The following is a 22,948-nucleotide window of genomic DNA, read 5'->3' on the forward strand; positions in this document are numbered from 1 at the left end:
TGCTTAATTAATTTAATCAACTCCAGCTGAGGTTATTTTGCGGTTATTGACGATACCTGCAAGAAAACCTCAATTCTTTGCAAAGTTGAGGCAGACGAGGTACAATTCAGAGCTTTCCTGCCTGCTTGCAGAGGGCTTGCTCACGAGTACCTTCTGAAAGCCGGCTGCGGTCATCTCGGCCTTGAGTTCCTTCAGGAACTCGCCCTCAAACACCTTGAACACGGCGCTGCCGCCCTGCCTCAGTATGCTCTTGGCAAGGGCAAGGGCGCTCCTCGTGAGGTCTATCTGCCTTGCGTGGTCGACCTCCCACATGCCGCTGATGTTTGGCGCCAGGTCCGACAGCACGACGTCAGCAACTGATCTTTCGTTTCCTTCCCCGAGAGCATCGGCTATCCTGGCAGGAGTCAACGGGTCGGTGATGCTTCCCTGCAGGATTATGGCGTTGGCGACCGGCTCAACCTCCTTGAGGTCGATTCCGACCACCCTGCCCGTCGGCCCGACGTGCTCTGCAGCCACCTGCACCCAGCCGCCGGGCGCGCAGCCGATGTCGACTACCCTGTAGCCTTTTTTTAAAAGCCGGTAAGAATCGTCGAGCTGTTTTAGTTTGTATGCGGCCCTGCTCCGGTATCCCTGGTCCTTTGCCAGCCGGCGGTAGTGGTCGCGCCGGGCGTCCTGCAACCTCATGTTGTCGTCGTCGCCAGTGAGGAGGATGATGATGCCTCTTCTTCGCCGTTGCCTTTAGGCTGCTGGGAAGAAGCAGCGGCGGCCATCTGCCTCTTTTGGTCTGCCAGGTCGAGGGAGACAAGGAGCCACTTTTCGAGCAGGCCGCAGGTTATCGGGCTGTACGAGCCTTCCAGCGAGCACATGTGCTCGTACTGGCACGTGAGGCAGGGCGCATTCTCTACGCTGCTCGTGTCTATAGGGAGCTTGGTGGCAAAAAGCTTGTACGTCCACCGGCCGTTTTCAAGCATCTTTTTGCGCCTGATGAGCGAGCGGCGCTCCAGCCGGATGGCCACGCGAGAGCCGTCGCGGCTTGTCAGGTCCAGCTCTTTCCAGAGCTCGGACTGGAGGATGCCGTCCTTGCCGTTTGAGACAATAGTCCTGAAAACCTTGCCCGTCAGATCCTCGATCTGGGCCTCGTTTAACGTCATCTTCTAGACAGCGACCCCCAAGATACTATGATCAGCGTGAAACTGATAAATAATCCTTTTCGGCAGGCGCCTCAAAAACGGCCCCCGCCACGTGCTTCTTACCGGGCCTTTTCATCCATCTGTATGATCCCAAACATGTTGCCCTCGGTGTCCTGGCAGGCTGCAAACCAGCCCACGCCCGGTATAGGCATCTTGGGCTGTACCACCTTGCCCCCGCCTGTTTCGATCTTTTTCGAGTACTGGTCGACGTCTGGCACGCCTATCGTGTTCATGGCAGGCATCCCGGCCTGGCCGCGTCTGGATATCCCGCCGTTTATCCCGGGCTCTTTCTTGTCGTCGCCGGTGGTGGCCATCCAGTACTCCATGGGGCCGCCCCACTTGGCAAACCTCCACCCAAACACCGTCTCGTAGAACTTGATCGCCCTCTTCGGGTCGTCGGCTGTCATGTCGAAATGAACTGGTCTTGGCATTGTGCGGCCTGATAGGACGGCCAGCTATTTAAATATGCTTACCAAAGGTAAGTAAGGGAAAGAAGGTTACTTGCTGCCAGACCCCTTCTTCTTGCTGTTGCCAAATATCTTGTCGAAATACTCGGTGTTTTCAAGCACCTTTTCGGCCGCCTCGCCCTCGTTCACCTTTGCGAGGTCCTTGGCGAGCTTTTTCTTGTATTCCAGCTGCATCTGGCGGGCTATCTGGATGCGCTGCGCCTGGGGCGAGCCGGCGCCGTGCATCGACTCGGTGAGGTAGCCTACAGCGTTGCGGCCAAGCGTCATGTTCTCTATCAGGCGGAGGATGCGCACCCTGTTCTCTGTCGAGACGCCCTTTCTCCCCTTCAGGTATTTCTCGAGGATGGGGCCGGTCACCTTGCCCCTGAAATCTTTCTCAGACGGCATCGTGACCATGAGGCCGCCGGCGATGTCCTGCGCCAGCCTGCCTATTTCATAGGGGAACCGGGTCACGTTGTGCTTGCACACGTTTGCCAGCATGTCGTCGCACTGCCAGTTGCCCGAAGCCGTCCTGTGAGCCTGGTACGAAGATGCAATGCCTGCTGCAAAGATGGTCTCGTTCAGGTGCGTCATCTCGACCAGCTTGTCCTTGATGTGCGACGCGCTTGCCACGCCGTTATAGTCCGCTATCGCGGCAGCCGCGCCTATCAGGACGTCGCCAAGGCCGGTCTTGCACACGTATGACCGGCGGTGGTAGCAGGTGAACCTCTCGACCAGCATGGCGGCATAGTCGTACTCGCCGTCCATGAATATCAGCTCGTTTGGTATGAACACGTCCTCAAAGACTATCATGGCCTCCTGGCCTGCGAACTGGCTGTTGCCGGCGTCCATGTCGCCGTCTTCCATGCTGCGGGTGTCGCACGACTGGCGGCCATAGATGTACGTGATGCCCGGGGCGTCAACCGGGACTGCGCCCACGATGGCATAGTCCTTGTCCTCGGCCTTGAGCCTCATGGTGGGCATGACCAGTATCCAGTGCGAGTTGATGCAGCCAGTCTGGTGGGCCTTGGCGCCGGTGATGTAGACGCCCTTTTTGTCCCTCTTGGTCACGTGGACAAACATGTCAGGGTCGGGCTGCTGCGAAGGCGAGAGGCTCCTGTCGCCCTTGACGTCTGTCATGGCGCCGCCGATGACATAGTTCTCCCGCTGGATCATTTTTATAAAATCAGTCAGGCGCTTGTGGTACGGCGTCTTGAACTTTTGGTCTATCTCGTATGTGGTGGAATAAAGGGAGTTGAGGGCGTCCATGCCGACGCAGCGCTGGAAGCACGTCCCGGTGAGCTGGCCCAGCCGGCGCTGCATCCTGTTCTGGTTGACCAGGTCCTGCGCGCTCTCGGCAATGTGCAAAAAGCGGTTGACGTTCAGGCCGGATATAGACGACTTGGCCGCCGCCATCTCTGGCTCCTCGTTTGCGAGGTCGTAGGTAGCAGCCACGGCGTTTATGGACGGGCGGATCATAGGGTGATCCACCGGTTCCTTGACAAGTTCTCCAAAAAGGTATACCTTTAACTTTCTTCCTCTGAGGCTTTCGATGTATTCCGCCCCATTCCGGATAGGCATATGATGAGGTACTTGCGCTGCATGTTATTTATACGTTCTCGGCTCGGAGAATCGGCAAAAACCGGCGATTTGCGCAACAATTTTTGCGGTAAATGGCCGATAGCAGGGTAAAAACAATAAAGCAATCGACGAAGCAAGTATTACCATGATGACGATATGGCAGTAGACAGAGAAAAGATCGTGACTGCTGCCATCATAGCGGGGCTGTTTGGCGGCCTGGTCGGAGGGCCGGTCGCCAGCCTGGCCGACTATTACGCGCCGCCGGAAAAGAGGTTCTGGCTGTTCATGATACCAGAGTTTATCGGCTTTTGCTGCATGGGGCTCTTGGTGTATTACAGCGGCAGATCTAGAAAAAAAGAAAAAGAAAAGAAAGGCTCGCTACTACTGGATGTATGACTGGCCGGCCTTGTCAAAGTTCTTGACGACGTGAAAGTCGCTGCTGAACTGGTTCTGCGCCATGTAGCGCAGCTGCGGGAACAGAGAGGATGGGTCCTCCTTTGTCATCAGGGTGGAGCTGTGCCCTTCGCCAAGGAGCGCCTTGCACAGGTCGTAGGTCATCTGGCGCACCGTGTTTTCGTCCACTATGCCCAGGCTGTGCAGGTATTCATGGGCAAGCACCATAAAGAGGTAGGCGTTGTATTCGGAGTCAGAGCCGGATATCCTCTTGATGGCTGCAAGCACATAGCTGTTCATCACTATCACGTTTGAGCCGAGTATGTGGTATGCGCCCAGATTCGAGGGCATCACCTGCAGGATGAGCGAAAGGCCGGCCCTGTGCATCTTGAACTTCTTGAACACGGCCGACTTGACCAGCTCAAAGGCGCCGTCAAAGTCCTGCAGGCCGGCTACCCGGTCCGCAAACGCCTGCTGCTCTCTTCTTCTTTCGGTCTCTCCTGGAGGAGCCACTACAGGGGATGATCCGCACGCCGGCCGTATAAAGCAGGCAGTAAGCCCCTGCTTACTTTGTCAAGAGGGCAGGCAAGAGCACGCGTGACCACGTTCGCAATCTTTTTTACATCCGCCAGATCGCATAGATTTCGTGGCTTCAAAAAAGGCCGTCGTCAACCTTGACAGGATAATAACAAAACATCCCGATTTTCCCAAGCCAGGCATCCTCTTCAGGGACATAAACCCCGTGTTCCGCGATGCCGATGCGCTCAAGTTCATTGCTGGCGAGTTCTCTAGAAGATTCAAGTCAAGGTTCGACGCGGTGGCAGGCATAGAGTCGCGCGGGTTCATAGTCGCCACGGCAATCGGCATGAAGGCAGAGGCCGGCGTGATAATGATACGCAAGGCAGGAAAACTGCCGGGAGCCACAGTCAAAAAGTCGTACGACATCGAGTATGGCAGTGCCACCATGGAGATCCAGAACGGCGCGATAAAGCGCGGCCAAAAGATCCTGGTGGCTGACGACCTCATAGCCACGGGCGGGACGGCAGTCGCCGCGGCACAGCTGATAGAGGAGCTCGGCGGCAAGGTGGCCGGCTTTGGATTCGTCATCGAGCTTGCAGGGCTGAAAGGCGCAGACAGGCTGCGTGACATGGGCTACAAGGTCGAGTCTCTGGTGGTGTACGAATAGAAATGACAGCGACAGAAAAAGCAGCAGACATTGGCATAATCGGCGGGACTGGCGTCTACGACTCGGGCCTGTTTTCCGATAAAAAAGAGATCAAGATCCACACTCCGTACGGCGAGCCTTCCGACCTCATCACTGTGGGCGAGTATGCGGGCAGGAAAGTGGCGTTTCTGCCAAGGCACGGCAGGGGCCACAGGACACCGCCCCACAGGATAAATTTTCGCGCCAACATATGGGCGCTCAAGCAGCTTGGGGTCAAGCGCGTCATCGCGCCTTCCGCAGTCGGCAGCCTCAGCTTTGACTACAAGCCCGGAGACATCGCGCTCCCCGACCAGTTCATAGACTTTACAAAGAGCAGGCAGTACACCTTTTACGACGGCGGGCAGGTGGCCCACGTCTCCATGGCAGACCCGTTCTGCCCAGAGCTGCGCTCGATAGCGGCAAGAGTCGTCGAAAAGCTCGGCTACCCGTTCCAGCAAAAGGCCACGTACGTGTGCATAGAAGGCCCGCGCTTTTCAACCCGCGCAGAGAGCAGGTTCTTCCGGGACGTGATGAAGGCAGACATCATAGGCATGACGCTCGTGCCTGAGTGCTCGCTTGCCCGCGAGGCAGAGATATGCTACCTGTCCGTTGCAACCGTGACAGACTATGACGTGTGGGCCGACATACCGGTATCATCAAAAGAGATCATCGAGACGCTGCACAAGAACGTGGAAAAGACAAAAAAGCTCGTCGCAGAGCTGATACCGGCCCTGCCCGTCGAAAGAGTCAAGTGCGCATGCGGCTCGGCGCTTGAAGGCGCACTGCTATAATAATGGCTATTACTAGGATGGCGGCGGCCTGATGCCTTCTGGCAGGGTGACGTCGCCTTCTACTATCTTGCGCTGGATGGCCATTATCACAGCTTCAGGGTCGAGGCCCATCTTTGCAAGTTTGTTCTCGACGGTCTTGGCTATGGTCACGCTTGCGTTGTGGCCCCCTATCCTGCCAAACGCTATAGCCTTGAACTTGAACTCCTCGCCTTTTATCACGAAATAGCCTGAAAGCTTGGCCGCAATCTCGCTCCCGTCCGCGCTCTTGACAAACACTTTGAGGGGAGGAAGATCGTTGTCGTCGTCACCAGGCTTGCTCATCATTTTGATAACTTTCACTTGCCCTCGACTTCTATGTTGCGGTTCACGTTGTCCTTGACCAGCAGGCTCCACCACTCAGGGTCGCCTGTTATCTTGTAATCCCTGACGTCGACTTCGACTGCCTTGTCGTCGGCGTCTTCGAACCTGAACCTGCCCTCCCTTGGCAGCTTTACCAGGCGCCAGCGCAGGTGGCCCTTGCGCTTGCGGCTGACTGCGACTGCCCACTCTTCTTCGGCCTTTTTCTTGGGCATCCCGATATAGTCGACTATCTCTAAAATGCCCAGGCGCTTTTCCTCGCAGAACATCTCTTTGGTAAGCAGGCTGCGCCAGATGTCGACGGAGCCCAGCGTGCGGCCGCCCTCGTTGATGTTTATGACTCCAAAGTAGACCACCTTGTCGCCGCCGGTGGGGTCAGAGGTCGCCATTTTGCTATCTACAGCTTGAGGGGTCGCCTGCCCGCCTATTTAGTCCTTCTAGTCCTTGCGTCCTCGTACGGCCTTTCAAGCACGATGCCGATGTTGTCCACCCGCAGGTTCTTCTTGAAGGGTATGCCGTCCTCGCCGCAGCGCCTCCGGTAGCGGTTGGTCACTGCAAAGCGCGGGTGGAGCGACTCGTATTCCGTGCTCGTTATCTCGATGACCATGCCCCTGTTTACAAGCGAAATTGCAGCCGAACGCGCATGCTGCTCGTCCCACGACAGCTTGGCAGCCAGCGCGGCGGCGTCCATCTTGCCATTTTTCACTATTGCGACGTAGGCTTGCGCCTCGTCTGCGCTTATCTTTAGCTCCTCCACAATGGCCTGCTCGACGTTGGCAAGGCTGACTGCGGCACTGCCACTACCAGAGGAGGTCAAATCTGGTGCTGCCGCCTCCCGGCGCGTGGCTTACTGCAGCACCTGCGCGCCCTTGCCGAAATAGCCCTTGACATGCGGCCTGTACAGGTAGTACAGCACGAAGGCACTTACTTATTATTATGCCTATTATGTTGAACGAGGCCGCATGGATCACCAGGCTGATCACCGTGATGATGACAGCGGCCGTCCAGGCCCACGGTTTGCCGTACAGCAGATCCCATGTCATTGCAAACGACGCGATGCCGAGGGCAAAGGCAAACAGGCTCAAAGGACCTGAATGAAAAAATCGGAATATTAAGGGTTGATCCAAATCCAATAGCAAAACCTCTCCGTAGAAGGAAAATACACTGTGCGGTTTGCCGAACAGAAATGGAGATTGGTGATAAAGATCTGTTGGAATTCGCATAAAATCAAGTTGCTTTACGTTGAACGAAGGCCCAGTGTCTACAAGAACCTGGAGAGACGGCCAAGAAATACGAAATAAAAAAGTTATTACGCTCTGCCTGCAGCGATCGCTTCCTCCTATTTCTCCCTCCTTACTTTACTTCCAGCGACGACAGCACGTCCTCTGTGTGCTGCTCGTCCTTGACCTCGTCGGCGAGGATTGTGGTCGCCAGGTTGTACGTCACAAAGTCGCCCAGCTCCAGCGCCTTTTTCGCAAGCGCGTTATAGTTCTCCACGGCCTTGCCCTCAAACTCGAGCGCCCGCTCAAGCGCAGACCTGAGCGTCAGGTGCTTTGCCGGATCGAGCGGGCCGATTGTGCTCAGCTTTTCCCATTCGGACGGGTCGCTTGGCGCCCTGCTCCCAAGCTCGGCTATCCTGTTTGCAAGGAGCTCGCCGTGCATGAGCTCGCCCGTAGCCTGCGTCTTGAGCGCCTGCGCGTACGTGACCAGGCCGATGCCTTCCATGTTGATGCCCACGTACCAGAAGTAGTGGAATATCCTCATCTCGTCTGAATACGCCTTTTTCAATATGTCGACTATGACCTGCGCGTTCTTGCCAAGGAGCCTCTTTTCTGTCTTGCCCATGGCAATTGTCCGCTGCCGCAGTATTTAGCACTTGTCGCCCTGCTGCCGCTGCTGCTGTTCTTTAAAACTGCACCAGGTTGCGGTACTTTTCGTACCTCTCTTCCACGTCGTCTTTTGTGATAGACAGCAGGCGCTTGACGCCGAAATCCTCGACGGCAAAAGAGCCCATGACGTTGCCATAGATGACTGCCTCCTTCATCGTGCGGAAATCCAGCCGGTCCTTTCTTGCAACGTGGCCGAGCAGGCCGCCTGCAAACGAGTCGCCGGCGCCGGTGGGGTCTGCAATCTCGTCAAGAAAGAACGCGGCAGCCGGGAACACCTGGCCTTCCCTGTCAAAGAGCACCGCCCCGTGCTCGCCTTTTTTTATCACCACAAACTGCGGGCCAAGCGAAAGGATCTTTTTGGCACACCTTGCGATGTTCACCTCGCCGCAGAGCAGGCGGGCCTCGCTGTCGTTTATCACCACGCCGTCCGTTCTGCCCATCATCTTTTCCACCTCCGGCCTGGCAGTCTGGATCCAGTACTCTATTGTGTCGCACACCACCAGCCGCGGAGCGTCGAACAGCTGCAGGATCTTGATGTTCTGCCTCGGGTCGTTGTTTGCAAGGTAGACGTACTTGGACCTGGCATACGCGTCCGGGATGACCGGCTCAAAGTCGGCAATGACGTTCAGCTCGGTCTTGAGCGTCGTCCTGTTCGATAAATTATAGTCAAAAGAGGAGTCGTAATGGAACGTCTTGCCACCCTTTACCTTCACGATGCCCCTCGTGTCAATGCCCCGCGATTTCAGGGCAGAGATGTTTTCCTCCGGCATGTCATCGCCGATGACTGCTATCATAGAAGTATCTGTGAACACGCACGCCGAAAGCGACGCAAAGGTGGCCGCCCCTCCCAGGATCCGTACCTCTGTCCGGAACGGCGTGCGCGTCGTGTCGAGGGCCATCGTGCCAAAGACGGTGAGCACTGCAAGAGCTGCTTTTCCGGGATGCAAATAAAAACTCTTTCTTGTTGCCCGCAGGGGCCTTTGCATGCATGCGTTCGCGTGCACACAAAGGGGCGACGGCGGCACCGTTATATAACAAGGGGCGCAAACTGCTGCCGTTGCTGCGTCTTGTCATCGCCATCACGGGCGCCTCTGGCGTCATCTACGGCATAAGGGCGCTTGAAGTCCTGCGCGAATTAAAGACGGTAGAGACGCACCTGATAATGAGCGAGTGGGGCGAAAAGACGATCAAGATAGAGACTAGGATGGACGGCCAGTCGGTCAGGGCCCTTGCAAGCAAGGTCTACGACGACAAGAACATGGCCGCGCCGCTCTCGTCGGGGTCGTTCAGGGTGGACGGCATGGCAGTCATCCCCTGCAGCATGAGGACCCTTGCCAGCATCGCAAACGGGCTGGACGACACGCTTGTCTCAAGGGCGGCAGGGGTGTGCATCAAGGAGCACAGGAAGGTCGTGGTGGTTCCAAGGGAGGCGCCGCTTTCCAAGATACACCTTGAGAACATGGCCAGGCTCGCAGGCGTGCCAAACGTGGTCATCATGCCGGCGATGCCGGGGTTCTACCACCGGCCAAAGACGATGGACGAGCTGATAAACCACGTAGTAGGCAAGGTGCTGGACCAGTTCGGCATAGCCGACCACGGCCTCTACAAGAGGTGGGGCGGCAGCAATGGCAATAGTAGCAACGAGCACGTAAAGTCGTTCTAGAACGTTTTAATAATCTTGCATTGTACTTATGGCCGGTGGTGCCGACAAGAGGCCATGGCCAGGTACAAAAAGGCTTACTCTAGCAGATCGGTGAGCTTTGTGATCCCGCTTGTAGCCATGATGTTCGTCGGCGGCCTGTACGTGCTGGCATCAAGGACGGCGCAGGACGGCGCCAGCTTTATCCTGGTTACCGTGGCTGCCGGCCTGGCAGTCTACTGGGTGCGCGAGCTCTACAAGATGAGCAGGCCGGAGGCCCAGAAGCGCATGCCAAGGGAGCAGGAGCAACAGAAGGACTGGGTGTACGACCTGATAAAGAACAACGAGGGCGAGATGGTGTTTGTAGCGGAGGTGCCCGGCCCGGAGGAGCAGATAAACGTCCGCCTGCTTGCCGGCGTTCTAAAGATCAGGGGCGGCCAGAACTTTACAAGGGACGTGCAGCTTGAGGGCATGACGACAGAGATGGGAATATCCGACTACAAGTACAGAAACGGCGTGCTCACCATCAAGATGCAAAAGGTCTAGGACAGCTGGCCTCTCTCTCTTCTAGGATTCTTCTTCGCCGTCTTCTTGTTGTTGCTCTTCTGAGCTTCTGGCGGCGATGCTGCTGTTGTTGTCTTCCCACAGGCGCATCCTGTCTTCCTTTTCGCGCCGGCGCGCCTCCTGCAGCATGTTGTACACGCTCTTGTGCATGCTGCCCTTGGACAGCATCTCTATGGCGTCTGTCGCAAGCTTGACCTCGTGGTACGTGCCGATGAGGCCGACGGTGTGGCCGTAGACAGAGATAAAGGCTCCCGTCAGGTCCTCAATCGTCCGGCGCGACTTGCCGGCCTCGCCTATTATCCTGCCCTTTATGCGCTCAAGCGCAGACGGCGACTTGCCCGCAAAGTCGCGCAGATCCACCTGCTGGAACATCTCTTCTTCCGACAGCAGGCGCATGGCACGCTGCGGGGAGAACCCCCTTGCGATGGCAGAGATGATCTCGACTGCCTTGAACATCTCCATCTGCTCGACCGGCCTGTTGCCCTTTATCAGGGCGTCGCCGTTCTCGCTGTCTATCTCGATTGCAACCCCGCAGCGCTTCTCGATGTCCTGCTTTACCCTGCCACCCTTGCCTATCAGGACGCCTATCCTCTCCCGCGGAAGCTTGATGTTGTGTGAAAAGCTCATGTGGTTTTATTCGACCCCCTCCCTTCTTTTTCTTCTGCTGCTGTTTTTGTTGCCATTATCCTCTCGACGAGCGCTGACGTGTCGACGACATCGATCCCGCGCTTTGCAAAGAACCTGTTGATGTTCTGCACGTCGCGGACTAAAAACTGTTTTGAATTGGGGTGGCGCACGTCGACTGCCGAGCCAAAGTCAAAGAGCATTACCTCGCCGGCGGGGCTCTTGAAGACGTTGTACTCTGACAGGTCGGCGTGCACGAGGCCGGCCTTTCTGTACAGCAGCTCCACCTGTTTTATCGTCTCTTCATAGTCGTCTGCCGTCACCTCTTCCAGGTTTGCAAGCGGGGTCGCCACGTTGCCCTGGTCGTCACCCACAAACTCCATGACAAGCACGTTCTTTTCCACCGCTATCGGCGCCGGCACCCGCACGCCGGCCTCATGAGCCTGCTTGAGGTTCCTGAACTCTTTTCTGGCCCACGCCGCGATAAAGCTGCGCGTGTCTTTTTTCACGTCTGCAAAGCGGGGGTCGCCGGCGATGTACTGCATCCTCTTTTTGAATTCCGAGCTCACCGTGAGGTAGATCTTGACTGCCACGGGCTGCGAGGTGCCCGCTGCCTCGCCGATGTATAATTTGGACTCTTTGCCTGCCGCAAAGTGGCTCTGGACTGACTTCAACACGCCGTCGTTGATCAGCTTCATGATGACCATCATGGTGGGCATGTCAAAGACCTCTTCGACCACCTGGTAGTCCTCCGACCGCTTTTTCAAAAAGCGGCTCTCCTGCTCGTGCCGCCTGTACCGCCTGTCGGCCTTGGCCTCCTGCCTGCCTTCTTCCTGTTTGTCTTCTTCCTCCACGGGGCTATGACTTTGCGGCGATGGCGGATTCTGCTCTTCTCCTTCTTCGTCTTCCATGTCCCTTGCTCTCACTTTTGCTGGAACTTGAATATCATCAGGAACGGCACGCCAGAGATGCGCCGAACGCTCAGCTCCTTTGCCATCTTCATCCTGAGCGCCTGGCCGACTATTCTGTCCCCCACCAGGTTTGCGATGGCGCAGTTTTTCAGCAGGTCGGCGGCCTGCTCTGTGCCTATGACCTGCTGCTGGAAATACTCTTTTGTCAGGTTGATGACAAGCCGCCTCCCGTCCTCCTGCAGCTTTGTCCCTATCAGGTCGAGGTCGCATATGTCGACCATGAGCGACCCCTGGTACTGGGTTGTCCGGGCAGCATAAGAAGATGAAGACAATGTGTATCTATGCACACTTCATTGGGAGAGGCATGTAATGAGCATTTTGCTCCCTTCCTTTTTCTCCCACGCCCGCGCCTGCCGGCTGCTGGTGTGCGACTATATACTACCATCATCAGCCGTACGTCTCTATCTTGATGTCAAACGACCCGTCCCTGCGCTTGTTGCGGTTGCTCACAAACCCCAGCGGCTGCAGTATCGAAACTACGCTGTCGATGGTGCCCTGGTAGCCGCAGATGTAGACCATCGAGTTTTCCGGCGCCACCTTGTGCCCAAGCGCCCTTTCAAGCTCGGACTTGCCCCCGTTTGGCACCAGAAGCGACTCGACCCTGCCCGTGTGCCCCGTCCAGCCCTGCGACGCAGGCTCGCCCGGCCTGCTCACCGTCGGCAGGTAGACGATGTCGCCGTCTTTTGCTATCTTTTCCAAAAGGTCGCGGTAGCCAAGCTCTTTTGCGTTGCGGGCGCCGTGCAGGAGCGCTATTTTCCTTTTAGAGCCGGCAGCCTTCAGGTGGAGGACGTAGCTGATAAACGGCGCAAGGCCCGTGCCGGAGGCGACAAGCACGAGCGCCCGGTCGTCGGGCGTGCCGTCCGGCCTTTTTTCCTCGATGGTAAAGGCGCCGGCAGGCTTGCGCCAGTACAGCTGGTCGCCTTCCTTCATTCTGAACAGAGCGGTTGTAAATTTGCCGGGCACCGGCTCTGTGGCCCATTTCACATACAGCTCAAAGTACTGCTTTTGCTCCGGCGGCGAGGCGATCGAGTAGGCACGGTTTGTTATCTTGTCCCCTTCGCCGTCGAGCTTTAGGCCGAGCGTCAGGAACTGGCCGGGCTTGAAATCCGGGACGGGGCTCCCGTCGGAGGGGCTGATGCGGATTATCGCGAGGTCCGGCGTAAGGTCCTGCCGGTAGGTTATCCTGCCAGTGCTTGGCTGTTGTTGCTGCTGTGGCGCGCTCATCTATTTTGCAGGAAATGGGCAGTCGGCGGTATATGTGTTGATATGCTTTTTATTTGGACGCTTTTCTAGGAAACAAGAGTTAGTTAGTCAATTGGCAAGCAAAAAAGGCATAGCCATCACAGCGGCTATTGTCGCCGGCGTCGTGGCGACAAGCATGCTCATCTGGCTCCAGCCGCAGACCCAGACCGTGACAAACATCACCGACAGCGAGCTTGCCTCGCAGGACGTGGCCAACATGCCTGCCAACAACATCTCGTTCGTGTACAACGAGCACGACCTTATCACCACAGAGATCGAGTCGGCCTACGAGAAATGGACGACCGGCGACATAAGCTCTAACGAGTTAAAGGCAGGCATCGACAGGGTCAGGCTCGACGCGGCGCAGCTAAAGAACAGGCTCACGGCCGGCCAGCCTCCTGAAGAGTGGCGCCAGAGCTACTCGCTCTATGCGCAGGCCCTCGAAAAATTTGATGCCTACCTGAAAGAGATGGAAGCAATCGTCAATTCCGAGAACAGGGATCCGGCGCCAGCAAGGCTTGCCGAGATCAAGCAAGAGATGGACTCGCTTGCCGAGCAGGCTGTAGACGCGTTCCCTAAGTGAGCACGGCAAGTATTTTTTCTATCGTGGCGTCGGTCTTGAAGGCGCCGGGGTTGAGCGCGGTCCTGGACGCCCTGTAGCCTGCTTCTCTCATCCTGTCCACTATTTTGTCGATAGAGCGCGGGTTCGTCTTGAGCCTCGACGATATCTCGTCGCCCTTGAAGTAGTAGGGTATGTCGGCTATTTCGCCGGCGGCTGACTCGAGGATTTTTCTGCAGCGGGCGTCTGCGCCGGCGTCTTCTTTGAGCATCTCTTTTACAAAGCCCGGGTCGTGGAGCGGGCCCGTCCACAGCTGGCCGCCCACCCTCATCCTGTGGCCGCACAGCCCGCATTTTATTTCGCCGGCAGGATATTCTGCGGCAGAAACGCGGTGGCCGCAGTTGAAGCAGTGCATCACGTATCCTATGCTGTCATAGACGCTGTTGGCGCCGCCGCTGCTCACCTGCACAACGGCATAGACGCGCAGGTAAGTCGAGACGGCATGGCAAAAGACAGGTTTTATCGCAAGTTCCAGCCGCGACGCGGTGAGCGCTATCATTGACGTGAGCAGGCGCACTGCGACTTCGTTGCCATAGCTGTTGTTGAGCGGCAGGCCATAGTAGCGCCGGCGGCACACCTCCGGATACACGCCGTGCAGGACGGCGGTGTCGGTCGCAGTTATCGATATCAGGCCGTCGTCAAGCACCGAGCGCAGCACGCAGTCTATGTGCATGGCAGGCGTGCCAAACGGGTCGAGGTCGACTATTCCAAACCGCTCGCCGCGCTCGTCGCCGGCCAGCAAAAACTTGCACACTTCATTTACTGAAAAAACGCATTTGTCGCCTATGCCGTTTATTCTGGCAGACTCTCTGGCGGCCGCAATCGCAGTCGGGTTCACGTCGTTGCCGTATACCTTTTCAAGCTCGGGCACTTCGACTGCGGCGCGAAGGGCCCGGGCGCCGATGCCCGTAAAGCCGTCTGCAAGCGCCTTTTCACCCTTTTCCAATCTAGGCGCAAAGGCCCGGTAGGCAAGCACCGACAGGTCGCGGTTGAGCTTTGCCGCAGGGTTGAAAAAGGCGGGCACCTTGGGCGGCACCCTTTCAGTCAGGGACAGAGAAGGCACAAGAAGCTTCGTCCGGCCCTCCACAGTCTCGACAAAGCCTTCCATTGTCAAAGGGCAGAGGGCGCAGGGGGTATATCTATTGTCATGGGGGGGGGAGGGCGCAATCTCTAAAAGCTACCACCTTTTTCACATAGACAGCTTATGCTTGTTGTCGGCGGGGTCGACGAGGCAGGACGCGGCTCCATCATTGGCCCGCTCGTCGTCGCCGGCATCAGCGTCCGCGAGTCAAACATTGCGAAGTTAAAAGAGCTTGGCGTCAGAGATTCCAAGCAGCTGACCCGGCAGGCGCGCGAAAAGCTGCACGACGCAATAATCGGCCTTTCAGAGCGCCACCGCGTCAAGGTCATCAAGCCGGCAGAGGTGGATGCAAGCGTCCTGCTGAAAGGGCTGAACAGGCTGGAGGCAAAGGCGATGGCGCACGTCATAGGCAAGATAGGCGCGCATGAGGTGTACGTGGACTGCTGCGACACCAACCCCGACCGCTACAGGGACAGCATCGCAAGCCACCTTCTTCCGGATGCAGCCCCAAAGATACACTCGCTCCACCACGCAGACAGGATAAACGTCGTCGTGTCGGCGGCATCGATAATCGCAAAACTGGCCCGCGACGCCGAGATACAAAAGATAAGGAAGCGCTACTCCGACATCGGCTCAGGCTACCCGTCCGACGAGCGCACCATGCTCTTTATCAGGAAATGGGTCGGCAGGAAAAAGTGCCCGCCGGCGTTTGCAAGAAAGTCGTGGAAGCCGCTGCGCATGATGCTTGCAGAAATGGAACAGCGCACGCTCATTTGAAGCAGTAGATTAGGCCGTGGTCCTTGTCAAACGGCTCTAACTTCAGTATCTGTCCTATCGTAAAGCCGGCCTTTTCCAGCTTTCTGGCCTCCTGCGCTATCACCGCGTTCGGGTCGCGCGTCACGTCGATGCTCTGCGTCTTTACAAGCAGGATCATGGCGCCGCCCGGCTTCAGGTAGGCGCTGCAGTTGGCTATCGCTATCTCGGTCTGGTCCGGCTGCGCAATGTCGCAGTAGACGACGTCGACCTTGCCAAAGACCGAAAAATACGAGTGGGGCCGGCGCGCATCCTCTATGACGGGCACGACGTTCTTGCGCTTGGCAGCCACGTTCTCTATCAGCTCCCGGGCGACCCTCGTCGCCGGCTCTACTGCAAACACGATCCCCGAGTTGCCGACAATGTCAGAGACGTGGCTCACAGTCGTCCCCGTCGAGGCGCCCAGATACAAAACCTTGCTGCCGTTCTTGATGGGCATGTTTTTCAGCCCTTTTTTCAGGGCGCCGGCGAGCTTGCTGCGGAAAGGGTCCCACAGCCGGTATTCCTCGCCGTCCTGCTTGACCAGCTTTTCGCCGTACACGCTGTCGCCCGGCACAAGGTTCAGGGTCGCTACGTGCTTTTCGCCTGCGACCGAGATCCACCTAATAGCGTCGCTTTCCGCCAAAGCGCCTTCTGTCCTTTCTGCCGCCGCTTCCGCCACGTTCGCTGCTGCCGCCGCTGCCGCCGCTGCCGCCGCTGCCGCCGCTGCCGCCGCTGCCGCCAGAAGAGTCGCCCCTCTGGCCGCCACGGTCGTCACGCTCGCCACCGGCGCCTTCGCGCCTGTCGCGGCTGCCGCCGCCATAGCCTCCGGCCCTGCCCCTGTCTCCTCTTCCTCCGCCGCCACCGAACCGGCGCCTTCCCCCACCGCCGCCAAAGCGCCTGTCGCGGCCGCCGAACTTGCCGCCACCGGCGCCCCGGCCCTCGCGGCGCTCGTGCTCGCGGTATTTCCTTTCGCGCTCTTTCTCTGGCACCGGCTCTTTGTATTTCTCCCGGATCTCGTCAAGGCGCATGCTCAACTTTTCGCCTATCGCCGCGTCCTTGCCCTCGTGGCGGTAATAGTCTATCCTTGCCGCGATGGCGACCTTGGACGCCACTGCCCTGGCTATCTTGCCCCTCTGCCACTTGGGCGCCGAATGAATGAGCGGGTGCTGGAACAGTATGCCGTGCTTGGGCGGCCTTGCGCCGGTCTTGAGCGCCCTAAATAGGGCCTTCTCCGCTCCGAGCACCTGGATAGTGCTGGCAGGCAGCGTCGCAAGCCGGGCCAGGCTGCCCGCCTTGGCTATGAGCCTTGCGCCCACCGCCGCTGTCAGCAGTTCTTTGACGTTTGGCGCGACTGCCTCCATGGCCGCCTCGATGTGGTCAGACAGGATGCGCCGCAGGTCGGACTGCAGGATCACCTGGTCGGCCAGCTTTTTCACGATGGCGAGGTTTTCCGGCGTCATGTCGCCTCCCTTGCTCCTCCTTGCCGCGTCCAGTATTATCTCGACCTTTTTCTCCTGCATCCCGGCAGCCTCCAGTATCTCCTTTGTTATCTTGTCGCGCGAGCCGGCCCTCGAGATGATCTCGGCCTGGGCCACCTGGCTCTGCAGGAGGTTGTCAAGTTCGGGGAAGTGGAGCCCGTACCACTCCCTCATGCGGGTGCTCACCGTGTTGATTATCTTGTCCAGCTCGTCCAGCGCGTTTATCGACTGGACGATGTGGAGGTCGAGCTTTTCAGACGCTTCTTTCACACGGGACGATGAAAGCTCGATTGCAAAGTCGCGCAGCGCCTGCATCGCCTCCTGCGGGCTTGCCGCAAAGCCTGCCCTGACGATATAGTCGGGTTTGTTCGACTGGATCTCTTGCTGCTTTTCCTCCGGCATCACCTGCGCGCTCAGGCCGGCCTGGCGCAGCACGATCGCCATGCTCGGGTCGTTGACAGAGATGTTGTTATCAAATGAGCGCAATTTCTCTACAAACTGCCTCGTCTCGTCGGCCGCAGAGCCGCTCTTGAGCAGGCGGTACGACCTGAGCGGGCTTGCGAACTTTTGTGACGCCACCGGCGCCCCGGCCTGGTCAAACGCCGCCACGCCAAGCTCCAGCAGGACCACGGTGCAAGAAGGAGAAGTGGTAGTAGCAGCAGTAGCAGCAGTATCGGTAGTAACGTTACTTGCTTCTGACATTCTTCAGCAGGAACTGCTACTTTTACGCCATTAAAAAAGTTAGGGTTTTTCCTAGGACAAAAAGAGGACCAAAACGAATGAATATGCTCCCTGCCAACAGTGGCATCTGTGGGTCTGCAGGGCGCCGACAGGAAGGAGCTTGAGACGCTCGTCAAGGCGGCAGGCAGGGACGCAAGCGTGCCTGTAGGGCTTGCGCGCAGAATGGTGCCGGGGCAGGGCGACATCGAGGATTTTGCATACGGCCTCGCGGTAGGGATGGTGATCGGCAGTTTCACGTCGTCATTCCAGGCAAGGAACGGCCGCCCGCTGGACAGGGACGAAAACGCCGAGCTCCTCACGACAATGATGAACAAGATGCCGCTTTTGCGCAGGGCGATAATGAAGCACTTGGAAGGCCGGTAAAGGTTTATCTAACGAACGGCACACAGTGGCACATGTAGTGGAGTCCCAGAAGAGCAGGATGCCTGTCGCAGTGCGCGACATTGCCATCGTGGTGGCAGGCGTCGCCATCGTGTGGCTCGGCCTGCGCCTTGCTTTTGACACCAACAACCCGTTCTACGTCGTGTCGAGCCAGAGCATGGTCCCGGCCCTCCAGGTCAACGACGTGCTCGTAGTCAGGGACGGCGGCTCGTGGGAGCAGCTAAAGATAGGAGACATCATCGTCTTCAACAGGCCCGACGGGGAGGACAGGGTCATAGTCCACCGCGTGGCCGAGATAAACGACAGGGGCGGTGACGGGGAGCGCATAATCAGGACAAAGGGCGACGCAAACCCGGCGTCGATACCCGGCACCGACTACCCGATCACCAAGGAGAACTATATCGGCAAGGTGGTGTACGTCATGCCCGGCGCCGGCGTGGTCACCAAGATAATCAGCCCGCCCGTCAATTACATCATCATCGCGATAATTCTGGTCATGTTATTTTTCACAAAAGTAGGGAGGAAAAAGCCCGACAGCACGCAACAGTCCGCTTCTTCAGGGTCGACGGGCAGCCAGCCGCCGCCATCATCATCGTCACCGCCGCCGTCGCCATGAAATCCAAGACCGCCTATCTCACGTTCAACACGCCAGAGCGCCACGCGTACATCAACATCACGCCGCAGGTGCGCCAAGTGGTCGAGGAGAGCGGCGTGAAGGAGGGGCTCGTCCTTGTGAATGCGATGCACATCTCGGCAAGCGTGTTCATAAACGACGACGAGGGGGGCCTCCACAAAGACTTTGAGAGGTGGCTTGAAGGGCTTGCGCCCTACTCGCCCGGGTCGTACCTGCACAACAGGACGGGCGAGGACAACGCCGACGCCCACCTAAAGAGGCAGGTAATGGGCCGGGAGGTGGTGGTCGCAGTCACAAACGGCAGGCTTGATTTCGGGCCGTGGGAGCAGATATTCTACGGCGAGTTTGACGGCCAGAGGCCCAAGCGCGTCCTTGTAAAAGTCATCGGCGAGTAACAGTACTGCAAAAAAAGCACAATTAATTTGAAATAATCACAAACAGGTATATATACTGGCCCTTTATAAAGGCAGGTATGCCGCAGACCAAGCCCATCGTCAGCATCGAAAACGTCGTCGCGTCGGCCACCGTGAACCAGACGGTCAACCTGAACCTGATCACCCAGATATTCCCGGATGTGGAGTACCACCCGGACCAGTTCCCGGGTCTCGTCTTTAGGCTCAGGTCGCCCAAGACTGCGACCCTGATATTCAGCTCGGGCAAGATGGTCTGCACCGGCGCCAAGTCCGAAAAGATGGCTATACAGGCGGTCAAGAACGTGGTTGTCAAGCTGAAAAAGGGCGGCATACCGCTTGAACACGAGCCGCAGATAGAGATCCAGAACATTGTCGCTTCTGCAAGCCTTGGAGGCAAGATACACCTCGAACTGGCGGCAAGGGTGCTGCCAAGGAGCATGTACGAGCCTGAGCAGTTCCCCGGCCTCATACACAGGATGCTTGACCCCAAGACGGTGATCCTGCTGTTTGCTTCAGGCAAGCTCGTGTGCACAGGCGCCAAGAAGGAGAGCGAGGTCTATCGCGCAGTGGGCAACCTGCACGCGCTACTCGAAGAAAAGAACCTGATGATATACGAGGGGTGACTATCCACGGGCGGGCTCTTTGCTCCCCCGGGGGAGCTTGCCTGTCTGTCGCTTGACGGGCATTATCATCACCATCATTATTGTGATTAGGACTGGATCCTTGGAATCCATTCCTTCACCTCCGCCGCCTTTTCCCGGACGCTTTGCAAGGGTCAGTCCCGGTACAGCCAGATCTTGCACGCGTGCGGCAATCATCGCCTTTCTCCTTTTCCCGGCCTTGCAGGCGGCGGCCTTGACGACGCAGCCGGCCGCAGCACAAACCGGAGGAGCAGGGTCGCGCCCCGGCTACATATACGACAGGGCGCAGGCGATGGACGACGGGATCAAGATCCTGGCGGATTCATACGTGCGGAGGCTCAACGACGCCACGTCGGCAGAAGTGGTCATCTACACCATCCCAAGCTTTTCAGGCCACGGCATCAAAAAAGACGGCATAGAAATTCAGGATAGAGATATGCTGGCCAATTACATTTTCAACAAAGTTTCTCTGGACGGCGTCACCGGCATCGGCAAGGCCGGCAAGGACAATGGCGTGCTCGTGCTGATGTCGCTAGAGCGCGACGGCTCTGGCGGCGCGATGAGGATAGAGATAGGCAGGGGGCTTGAAGGGACGATAACTGACGGCCTGGCCGGCGAGATACTGGACAGGTACCTGGTGCCGGCCTACAAGACATACGAGGAAACAGGCAACAAGAACGTGCTTGGAACCGGCCTGTACGACACGGCAAGGGCCGTCGGATACTATATTGCGCTAGAACACCCGGACGGAGAAAAGAACATCGCATACGAGGCGCCCATGAAAGAATTCCAGGCAAAGCGCGAGAAGGAGTCCAGAGAGAGGGACAGCAACAGGACCATTGCAGCGATTTTGATTTTCGGCGGGGTGCCCGGTGCTGCATTGCTGGTGCTACTGTACCTGGACCGCAGGACGAATGGCAAGGTGTCGAGGATCCTGCACGTGGTGGCCAGTGCGATGCCCCGGAGGGAGTTCCGCGTGAAGGGAGGTGGCGGGAAAGGAGGCGGTGGGGGTGGCAGCTCAGCCGGCGGTGGCGCGGGGCGCTGACGGCAAGGGTTATTAGCTCATCACGAGCCAGTTTTTCCGTGTCTTGGCAGTACTGCCGCCCAGCCGCTCTTGCCTCTTCCTTCAGCATGCTTGTCCTCATCTTGGCGGCTGTTGCGACAGCGGCAGCGGCGGTGGGGGTGGCAGTAGCATCCGAGCCGGCTTTCGGGCAAACTGCCACTGCAAGGGGATCGCGCCCTGCCTACATCTACGACAACGCAAATGTCATCTCTGACTCGCAGGAGAGGGTCATAGACTCGTACCTGCGCAGGCTCGACGACGCGACCACAAACGAGATAGTGATATACACCATCCCAAGCTTCCAGGGCCACGGCATCAAGAAGGACGGGGTCGAGATACAGGACAGGGACATGCTTGCAAACTATATCTTTAATGAAGTTTCCCTGGACGGCCTGAAGGGCATCGGCAAGAAGGGCAAGGACAATGGCGTGCTCGTGCTGATGTCGCTAGAGCGCGACGCAGGCGGCGGGTCGCTCCGCATAGAGGTCGGGAGGGGGCTTGAGGGCGACATAACTGACGGGACGGCAGGCGAGATCCTCGACAACTATCTGGTGCCGGCAAGGCAGCAGTACGAGGACACTGGCAGCACCGGCGCCTTTGACGACGCCTTCCTCGGCACGGTGGTAGCGCTTGGCGAGCGGATGGGCTACAAGGCCCCTGACGACATTTCGGTCCCGGCGCCAATACAGTACACGGGCGACGAGACCTTTGACTATGTTGGCATTGCAGTGTTTGTTGCGTTTTTCATCATCATAGCCGTCGTTTCGTGGAAGTTCAGGCACCGGCGCGGGGGCAGGCACGGCGGCCCCGTCTTTTTCCCCGGTGGCTACCGCGGTGGTGGTAGCGGCGGTGGAGGGTTTGGAGGCGGTGGAGGAGGAGGCGGCTCTGGCGGTGGCGGCGCCGGGCGCTAAAATAATAAGCTGGTCTGGCAAAAGACTGCCGTGGTAAACAAGGCCGTCATCATCGTGGGGGCAGCCGTGGGCGTCGTCGTCATAATCCTGGCGATCCTGTACGGCATGTATTTCTCGGGCTTTAATGCGGCGCAGAGCAAGGACGAAAACGTCAGGAGGCTGGCCGGCGACATCGACGTGCAGCTGCAGCGCCGCTACGACCTCATACCCAACCTTGTGAACACCGCCCAGTCCTACCTGCAGTTTGAAAAGAGCGTGCTTGAAAACGTGACGCGGCTGAGGACTGACTGGCAGCGCGCCCCGACCGTGAACGAGCGCGTGCAGACGAGCAACCAGCTTGAAGAGGCGCTCAGCAAGATCCTTGTCACTTATGAATCGTATCCGGAGCTCAAGGCCGACAGGACGCTCACGCGGCTCATGGACGAGCTTGCCGGCACCGAAAACCGCATAGCAGTCGCGCGCACATACTACAACGACGGCGTGCGCGACTTTAACGTGCACCTGAGGACGTTCCCGAACAACGTGTTCAACGAGAGCGGCTTTTTGGGCCTGGGCCCGTGGAACCTGGAGCCATACACGCCCTACGAGGCGACCGCTGCGGCGAGGGCAAACGTGCCGCAGGTGAACATCCAGGTGCCCTAGCTAATCAGTCGGCCTCGTACTCGCCACTCCCGGCCACCTGCTTTATGACCGAGTCCAGCGTGGCGTCGTCTATCAGGCTGGCGCCGTGGAGCGAGTTGACGATGTCCTGGATGGTCATGATTGCAGTCAGCTTTACGCCGGACCCCTTTAGCTTTTCCTCGGCGCCTTCCATCCTGCTGACGACTGCAAGTACGTCCTCGACTATGCCGCCGTTTGCCCGGATAACGTCGATTGCGTTGCTCACCGACGTGCCCGTAGTTGCCACGTCGTCGACTAGCAACACGCGCGATCCGGACGGCATGTGGCCTTCCACAAGCTTGCTCGTGCCGTACCCCTTGGACTCTTTGCGCACATAGACAAACGGCCGGGACATCTCGTAGGCAAGCGCCGAGCCGAACACGAGGCCCGATGTCGGGACAGAGGCAAGCACGTCAAATTTCATCTTGCCGGCCGCAACCTTTAGCGCGTTCACGGTGAGGCGGAAGTGCTCTGGAAAGCTCGGGAGCATGCGCAGGTCGATGTAGTACGGGCTTGGCTTGCCGGAGGCAAGCGTGAACGCCCCAAAGCGCAGGGCGTTGCTCTTTAGCAGAAAGGAGGCGAATTCAAGCGTAAAGTCTTGATGCAACTGGGTACAAAGTATAATAGCTCAATTATTTTA

At 58.0% G+C, this 22,948-nt stretch carries 33 protein-coding genes; 15 read left to right on the plus strand and 18 right to left on the minus strand.

What is annotated here, in order from left to right:
• Window positions 1-69 precede the first annotated feature (69 nt).
• The 4 genes from WKI84_RS00605 to WKI84_RS00620 form a co-directional block, all read right to left on the minus strand.
• Window positions 70-684, minus strand: coding sequence for an RlmE family RNA methyltransferase (locus tag WKI84_RS00605; protein ID WP_337861570.1), 615 nt, complete (start codon window positions 682-684; stop codon window positions 70-72).
• A complete protein-coding gene (locus tag WKI84_RS00610) occupies window positions 681-1,151 on the minus strand; it encodes a transcriptional regulator (RefSeq protein ID WP_337861571.1) in 471 nt (156 codons plus the stop codon). The genes WKI84_RS00605 and WKI84_RS00610 overlap by 4 nt, the downstream gene beginning before the upstream one ends.
• 98 nt (window positions 1,152-1,249) lie before the next feature.
• Window positions 1,250-1,597 (minus strand): VOC family protein, encoded by a 348-nt coding sequence (locus WKI84_RS00615; RefSeq protein WP_337861572.1) that lies wholly within the window; start codon window positions 1,595-1,597, stop codon window positions 1,250-1,252.
• 90 nt (window positions 1,598-1,687) lie between these two features.
• Entirely contained in the window at window positions 1,688-3,217 is a 1,530-nt protein-coding gene (locus WKI84_RS00620) for a 4-hydroxyphenylacetate 3-hydroxylase N-terminal domain-containing protein (RefSeq protein ID WP_337861573.1), read from the minus strand.
• A 156-nt stretch (window positions 3,218-3,373) separates the two neighbouring features.
• Between WKI84_RS00620 and WKI84_RS00625 the strand changes: the two genes are divergently transcribed.
• Complete coding sequence (locus tag WKI84_RS00625) at window positions 3,374-3,613, plus strand: hypothetical protein (protein ID WP_337861574.1); 240 nt, start codon at window positions 3,374-3,376, stop codon at window positions 3,611-3,613.
• On the opposite strand, the gene WKI84_RS00630 is transcribed toward WKI84_RS00625, so the two are convergent.
• Window positions 3,599-4,123: a hypothetical protein gene (locus WKI84_RS00630; RefSeq protein ID WP_337861575.1), complete on the minus strand. Its 525-nt coding sequence runs from the start codon at window positions 4,121-4,123 to the stop codon at window positions 3,599-3,601. The two genes, WKI84_RS00625 and WKI84_RS00630, sit on opposite strands and share 15 nt — an antisense overlap.
• A 133-nt stretch (window positions 4,124-4,256) precedes the next feature.
• Here WKI84_RS00630 and WKI84_RS00635 point away from each other — a divergent pair, with 133 nt between their 5' ends.
• A complete protein-coding gene (locus WKI84_RS00635; protein WP_337861576.1) occupies window positions 4,257-4,796 on the plus strand; it encodes an adenine phosphoribosyltransferase in 540 nt (179 codons plus the stop codon).
• A gap of 2 nt (window positions 4,797-4,798) precedes the next feature.
• The gene (locus WKI84_RS00640; protein ID WP_337861577.1) at window positions 4,799-5,605 is read left to right on the plus strand and encodes an S-methyl-5'-thioadenosine phosphorylase; all 807 of its coding nucleotides are present in this window, start codon (window positions 4,799-4,801) and stop codon (window positions 5,603-5,605) included.
• A 12-nt stretch (window positions 5,606-5,617) separates the two neighbouring features.
• Here the strand turns inward: WKI84_RS00640 and WKI84_RS00645 are convergent, their stop codons facing one another.
• From WKI84_RS00645 to WKI84_RS00655, 3 genes are read right to left on the minus strand one after another with little or no spacing between them, the layout of a single operon-like run.
• Entirely contained in the window at window positions 5,618-5,944 is a 327-nt protein-coding gene (locus WKI84_RS00645; RefSeq protein ID WP_337861578.1) for a hypothetical protein, read from the minus strand.
• Window positions 5,941-6,351 carry a hypothetical protein gene (locus tag WKI84_RS00650; protein ID WP_337861579.1) on the minus strand — a complete coding sequence of 137 codons (411 nt, stop codon included), beginning with the start codon at window positions 6,349-6,351 and terminating at the stop codon, window positions 5,941-5,943. Before WKI84_RS00650 ends, WKI84_RS00645 begins: the two co-directional genes overlap by 4 nt.
• Before the next feature lie 35 nt (window positions 6,352-6,386).
• On the minus strand, window positions 6,387-6,779 hold the full coding sequence (locus tag WKI84_RS00655; RefSeq protein WP_337861580.1) for a helix-turn-helix domain-containing protein: 393 nt from the start codon (window positions 6,777-6,779) through the stop codon (window positions 6,387-6,389).
• Window positions 6,780-6,898: 119 nt separating this feature from the next.
• Here WKI84_RS00655 and WKI84_RS00660 point away from each other — a divergent pair, with 119 nt between their 5' ends.
• The gene (locus WKI84_RS00660; protein ID WP_337861581.1) at window positions 6,899-7,060 is read left to right on the plus strand and encodes a hypothetical protein; all 162 of its coding nucleotides are present in this window, start codon (window positions 6,899-6,901) and stop codon (window positions 7,058-7,060) included.
• A gap of 255 nt (window positions 7,061-7,315) precedes the next feature.
• On the opposite strand, the gene WKI84_RS00665 is transcribed toward WKI84_RS00660, so the two are convergent.
• Both WKI84_RS00665 and WKI84_RS00670 read right to left on the minus strand, forming a co-directional pair.
• Entirely contained in the window at window positions 7,316-7,807 is a 492-nt protein-coding gene (locus WKI84_RS00665) for a ferritin-like domain-containing protein (protein WP_337861582.1), read from the minus strand.
• Window positions 7,808-7,868: 61 nt separating this feature from the next.
• Window positions 7,869-8,798, minus strand: a complete 930-nt coding sequence (locus WKI84_RS00670) for a PfkB family carbohydrate kinase (RefSeq protein WP_337861583.1) — start codon at window positions 8,796-8,798, stop codon at window positions 7,869-7,871.
• Between the two features lie 110 nt (window positions 8,799-8,908).
• Between WKI84_RS00670 and WKI84_RS00675 the strand changes: the two genes are divergently transcribed.
• Window positions 8,909-9,514: a UbiX family flavin prenyltransferase gene (locus tag WKI84_RS00675; protein ID WP_337861584.1), complete on the plus strand. Its 606-nt coding sequence runs from the start codon at window positions 8,909-8,911 to the stop codon at window positions 9,512-9,514.
• Window positions 9,515-9,568: 54 nt separating this feature from the next.
• Window positions 9,569-10,036, plus strand: coding sequence for an Hsp20/alpha crystallin family protein (locus WKI84_RS00680; RefSeq protein WP_337861585.1), 468 nt, complete (start codon window positions 9,569-9,571; stop codon window positions 10,034-10,036).
• A gap of 21 nt (window positions 10,037-10,057) precedes the next feature.
• Here the strand turns inward: WKI84_RS00680 and WKI84_RS00685 are convergent, their stop codons facing one another.
• From WKI84_RS00685 to WKI84_RS00700, 4 genes are all read right to left on the minus strand, one after another.
• Window positions 10,058-10,681, minus strand: coding sequence for a KH domain-containing protein (locus WKI84_RS00685; RefSeq protein ID WP_337861586.1), 624 nt, complete (start codon window positions 10,679-10,681; stop codon window positions 10,058-10,060).
• Window positions 10,678-11,589 (minus strand): serine protein kinase RIO, encoded by a 912-nt coding sequence (locus WKI84_RS00690; protein ID WP_337861587.1) that lies wholly within the window; start codon window positions 11,587-11,589, stop codon window positions 10,678-10,680. Before WKI84_RS00690 ends, WKI84_RS00685 begins: the two co-directional genes overlap by 4 nt.
• 11 nt (window positions 11,590-11,600) lie before the next feature.
• The gene (locus WKI84_RS00695; protein WP_337861588.1) at window positions 11,601-11,921 is read right to left on the minus strand and encodes a DUF424 family protein; all 321 of its coding nucleotides are present in this window, start codon (window positions 11,919-11,921) and stop codon (window positions 11,601-11,603) included.
• A gap of 115 nt (window positions 11,922-12,036) precedes the next feature.
• The gene (locus WKI84_RS00700) at window positions 12,037-12,873 is read right to left on the minus strand and encodes a ferredoxin--NADP reductase (protein ID WP_337861589.1); all 837 of its coding nucleotides are present in this window, start codon (window positions 12,871-12,873) and stop codon (window positions 12,037-12,039) included.
• 91 nt (window positions 12,874-12,964) lie between these two features.
• Between WKI84_RS00700 and WKI84_RS00705 the strand changes: the two genes are divergently transcribed.
• Window positions 12,965-13,474: a hypothetical protein gene (locus WKI84_RS00705; protein WP_337861590.1), complete on the plus strand. Its 510-nt coding sequence runs from the start codon at window positions 12,965-12,967 to the stop codon at window positions 13,472-13,474.
• On the opposite strand, the gene WKI84_RS00710 is transcribed toward WKI84_RS00705, so the two are convergent.
• Window positions 13,467-14,618: a tRNA (guanine(10)-N(2))-dimethyltransferase gene (locus WKI84_RS00710; RefSeq protein WP_337861637.1), complete on the minus strand. Its 1,152-nt coding sequence runs from the start codon at window positions 14,616-14,618 to the stop codon at window positions 13,467-13,469. The two genes, WKI84_RS00705 and WKI84_RS00710, sit on opposite strands and share 8 nt — an antisense overlap.
• 96 nt (window positions 14,619-14,714) lie before the next feature.
• Here WKI84_RS00710 and rnhB point away from each other — a divergent pair, with 96 nt between their 5' ends.
• Window positions 14,715-15,368 (plus strand): ribonuclease HII, encoded by a 654-nt coding sequence (rnhB, locus tag WKI84_RS00715; RefSeq protein ID WP_337861591.1) that lies wholly within the window; start codon window positions 14,715-14,717, stop codon window positions 15,366-15,368.
• On the opposite strand, the gene WKI84_RS00720 is transcribed toward rnhB, so the two are convergent.
• Window positions 15,361-16,029, minus strand: a complete 669-nt coding sequence (locus WKI84_RS00720; protein ID WP_337861592.1) for a fibrillarin-like rRNA/tRNA 2'-O-methyltransferase — start codon at window positions 16,027-16,029, stop codon at window positions 15,361-15,363. The two genes, rnhB and WKI84_RS00720, sit on opposite strands and share 8 nt — an antisense overlap.
• Window positions 16,007-17,566, minus strand: a complete 1,560-nt coding sequence (locus WKI84_RS00725) for a hypothetical protein (protein ID WP_337861593.1) — start codon at window positions 17,564-17,566, stop codon at window positions 16,007-16,009. Before WKI84_RS00725 ends, WKI84_RS00720 begins: the two co-directional genes overlap by 23 nt.
• 99 nt (window positions 17,567-17,665) lie before the next feature.
• On the opposite strand from WKI84_RS00725, the gene WKI84_RS00730 reads away from it, so the two are divergent.
• The 7 genes from WKI84_RS00730 (at window position 17,666) to WKI84_RS00760 (ending at window position 22,290) form a co-directional block, all read left to right on the plus strand.
• Window positions 17,666-17,968 (plus strand): hypothetical protein, encoded by a 303-nt coding sequence (locus WKI84_RS00730; RefSeq protein ID WP_337861594.1) that lies wholly within the window; start codon window positions 17,666-17,668, stop codon window positions 17,966-17,968.
• Between the two features lie 37 nt (window positions 17,969-18,005).
• A complete protein-coding gene (locus tag WKI84_RS00735) occupies window positions 18,006-18,602 on the plus strand; it encodes a signal peptidase I (protein ID WP_337861595.1) in 597 nt (198 codons plus the stop codon).
• Complete coding sequence (locus WKI84_RS00740) at window positions 18,599-19,015, plus strand: secondary thiamine-phosphate synthase enzyme YjbQ (protein ID WP_337861596.1); 417 nt, start codon at window positions 18,599-18,601, stop codon at window positions 19,013-19,015. The genes WKI84_RS00735 and WKI84_RS00740 overlap by 4 nt, the downstream gene beginning before the upstream one ends.
• A 77-nt stretch (window positions 19,016-19,092) precedes the next feature.
• Window positions 19,093-19,656 carry a TATA-box-binding protein gene (locus tag WKI84_RS00745; protein WP_337861597.1) on the plus strand — a complete coding sequence of 188 codons (564 nt, stop codon included), beginning with the start codon at window positions 19,093-19,095 and terminating at the stop codon, window positions 19,654-19,656.
• A gap of 232 nt (window positions 19,657-19,888) precedes the next feature.
• Window positions 19,889-20,719 (plus strand): TPM domain-containing protein, encoded by an 831-nt coding sequence (locus tag WKI84_RS00750; RefSeq protein ID WP_337861598.1) that lies wholly within the window; start codon window positions 19,889-19,891, stop codon window positions 20,717-20,719.
• 86 nt (window positions 20,720-20,805) lie between these two features.
• On the plus strand, window positions 20,806-21,648 hold the full coding sequence (locus WKI84_RS00755) for a TPM domain-containing protein (RefSeq protein ID WP_337861599.1): 843 nt from the start codon (window positions 20,806-20,808) through the stop codon (window positions 21,646-21,648).
• Window positions 21,649-21,678: 30 nt separating this feature from the next.
• Window positions 21,679-22,290 carry a LemA family protein gene (locus WKI84_RS00760; RefSeq protein WP_337861600.1) on the plus strand — a complete coding sequence of 204 codons (612 nt, stop codon included), beginning with the start codon at window positions 21,679-21,681 and terminating at the stop codon, window positions 22,288-22,290.
• Window positions 22,291-22,294: 4 nt separating this feature from the next.
• Here the strand turns inward: WKI84_RS00760 and pyrE are convergent, their stop codons facing one another.
• Window positions 22,295-22,915 (minus strand): orotate phosphoribosyltransferase, encoded by a 621-nt coding sequence (gene pyrE / locus WKI84_RS00765; RefSeq protein ID WP_337861601.1) that lies wholly within the window; start codon window positions 22,913-22,915, stop codon window positions 22,295-22,297.
• Window positions 22,916-22,948: the final 33 nt, after the last annotated feature.

The sequence above is a fragment of the Nitrososphaera sp. genome (assembly GCF_037447015.1).
Classification (GTDB): Archaea; Thermoproteota; Nitrososphaeria; order Nitrososphaerales; family Nitrososphaeraceae; genus Nitrososphaera.

Coding starts and splice junctions, on each gene's coding strand:
- WKI84_RS00755 (WP_337861599.1), top strand. CDS start 20,806: ATGCTTGTCCTCATCTTGGCGGCTGTTGCGACAGCGGCAGCGGCGGTG.
- WKI84_RS00690 (WP_337861587.1), bottom strand. CDS start 11,589: ATGGAAGACGAAGAAGGAGAAGAGCAGAATCCGCCATCGCCGCAAAGT.
- WKI84_RS00685 (WP_337861586.1), bottom strand. CDS start 10,681: ATGAGCTTTTCACACAACATCAAGCTTCCGCGGGAGAGGATAGGCGTC.
- WKI84_RS00740 (WP_337861596.1), top strand. CDS start 18,599: ATGAAATCCAAGACCGCCTATCTCACGTTCAACACGCCAGAGCGCCAC.
- WKI84_RS00615 (WP_337861572.1), bottom strand. CDS start 1,597: ATGACAGCCGACGACCCGAAGAGGGCGATCAAGTTCTACGAGACGGTG.
- rnhB (WP_337861591.1), top strand. CDS start 14,715: ATGCTTGTTGTCGGCGGGGTCGACGAGGCAGGACGCGGCTCCATCATT.
- WKI84_RS00700 (WP_337861589.1), bottom strand. CDS start 12,873: ATGAGCGCGCCACAGCAGCAACAACAGCCAAGCACTGGCAGGATAACC.
- WKI84_RS00680 (WP_337861585.1), top strand. CDS start 9,569: ATGGCCAGGTACAAAAAGGCTTACTCTAGCAGATCGGTGAGCTTTGTG.
- WKI84_RS00745 (WP_337861597.1), top strand. CDS start 19,093: ATGCCGCAGACCAAGCCCATCGTCAGCATCGAAAACGTCGTCGCGTCG.
- WKI84_RS00710 (WP_337861637.1), bottom strand. CDS start 14,618: ATGGAAGGCTTTGTCGAGACTGTGGAGGGCCGGACGAAGCTTCTTGTG.
- WKI84_RS00725 (WP_337861593.1), bottom strand. CDS start 17,566: ATGTCAGAAGCAAGTAACGTTACTACCGATACTGCTGCTACTGCTGCT.
- WKI84_RS00665 (WP_337861582.1), bottom strand. CDS start 7,807: ATGGGCAAGACAGAAAAGAGGCTCCTTGGCAAGAACGCGCAGGTCATA.
- WKI84_RS00640 (WP_337861577.1), top strand. CDS start 4,799: ATGACAGCGACAGAAAAAGCAGCAGACATTGGCATAATCGGCGGGACT.
- WKI84_RS00620 (WP_337861573.1), bottom strand. CDS start 3,217: ATGCCTATCCGGAATGGGGCGGAATACATCGAAAGCCTCAGAGGAAGA.
- WKI84_RS00625 (WP_337861574.1), top strand. CDS start 3,374: ATGGCAGTAGACAGAGAAAAGATCGTGACTGCTGCCATCATAGCGGGG.
- WKI84_RS00605 (WP_337861570.1), bottom strand. CDS start 684: ATGAGGTTGCAGGACGCCCGGCGCGACCACTACCGCCGGCTGGCAAAG.
- WKI84_RS00660 (WP_337861581.1), top strand. CDS start 6,899: ATGCCTATTATGTTGAACGAGGCCGCATGGATCACCAGGCTGATCACC.
- WKI84_RS00650 (WP_337861579.1), bottom strand. CDS start 6,351: ATGGCGACCTCTGACCCCACCGGCGGCGACAAGGTGGTCTACTTTGGA.
- WKI84_RS00610 (WP_337861571.1), bottom strand. CDS start 1,151: ATGACGTTAAACGAGGCCCAGATCGAGGATCTGACGGGCAAGGTTTTC.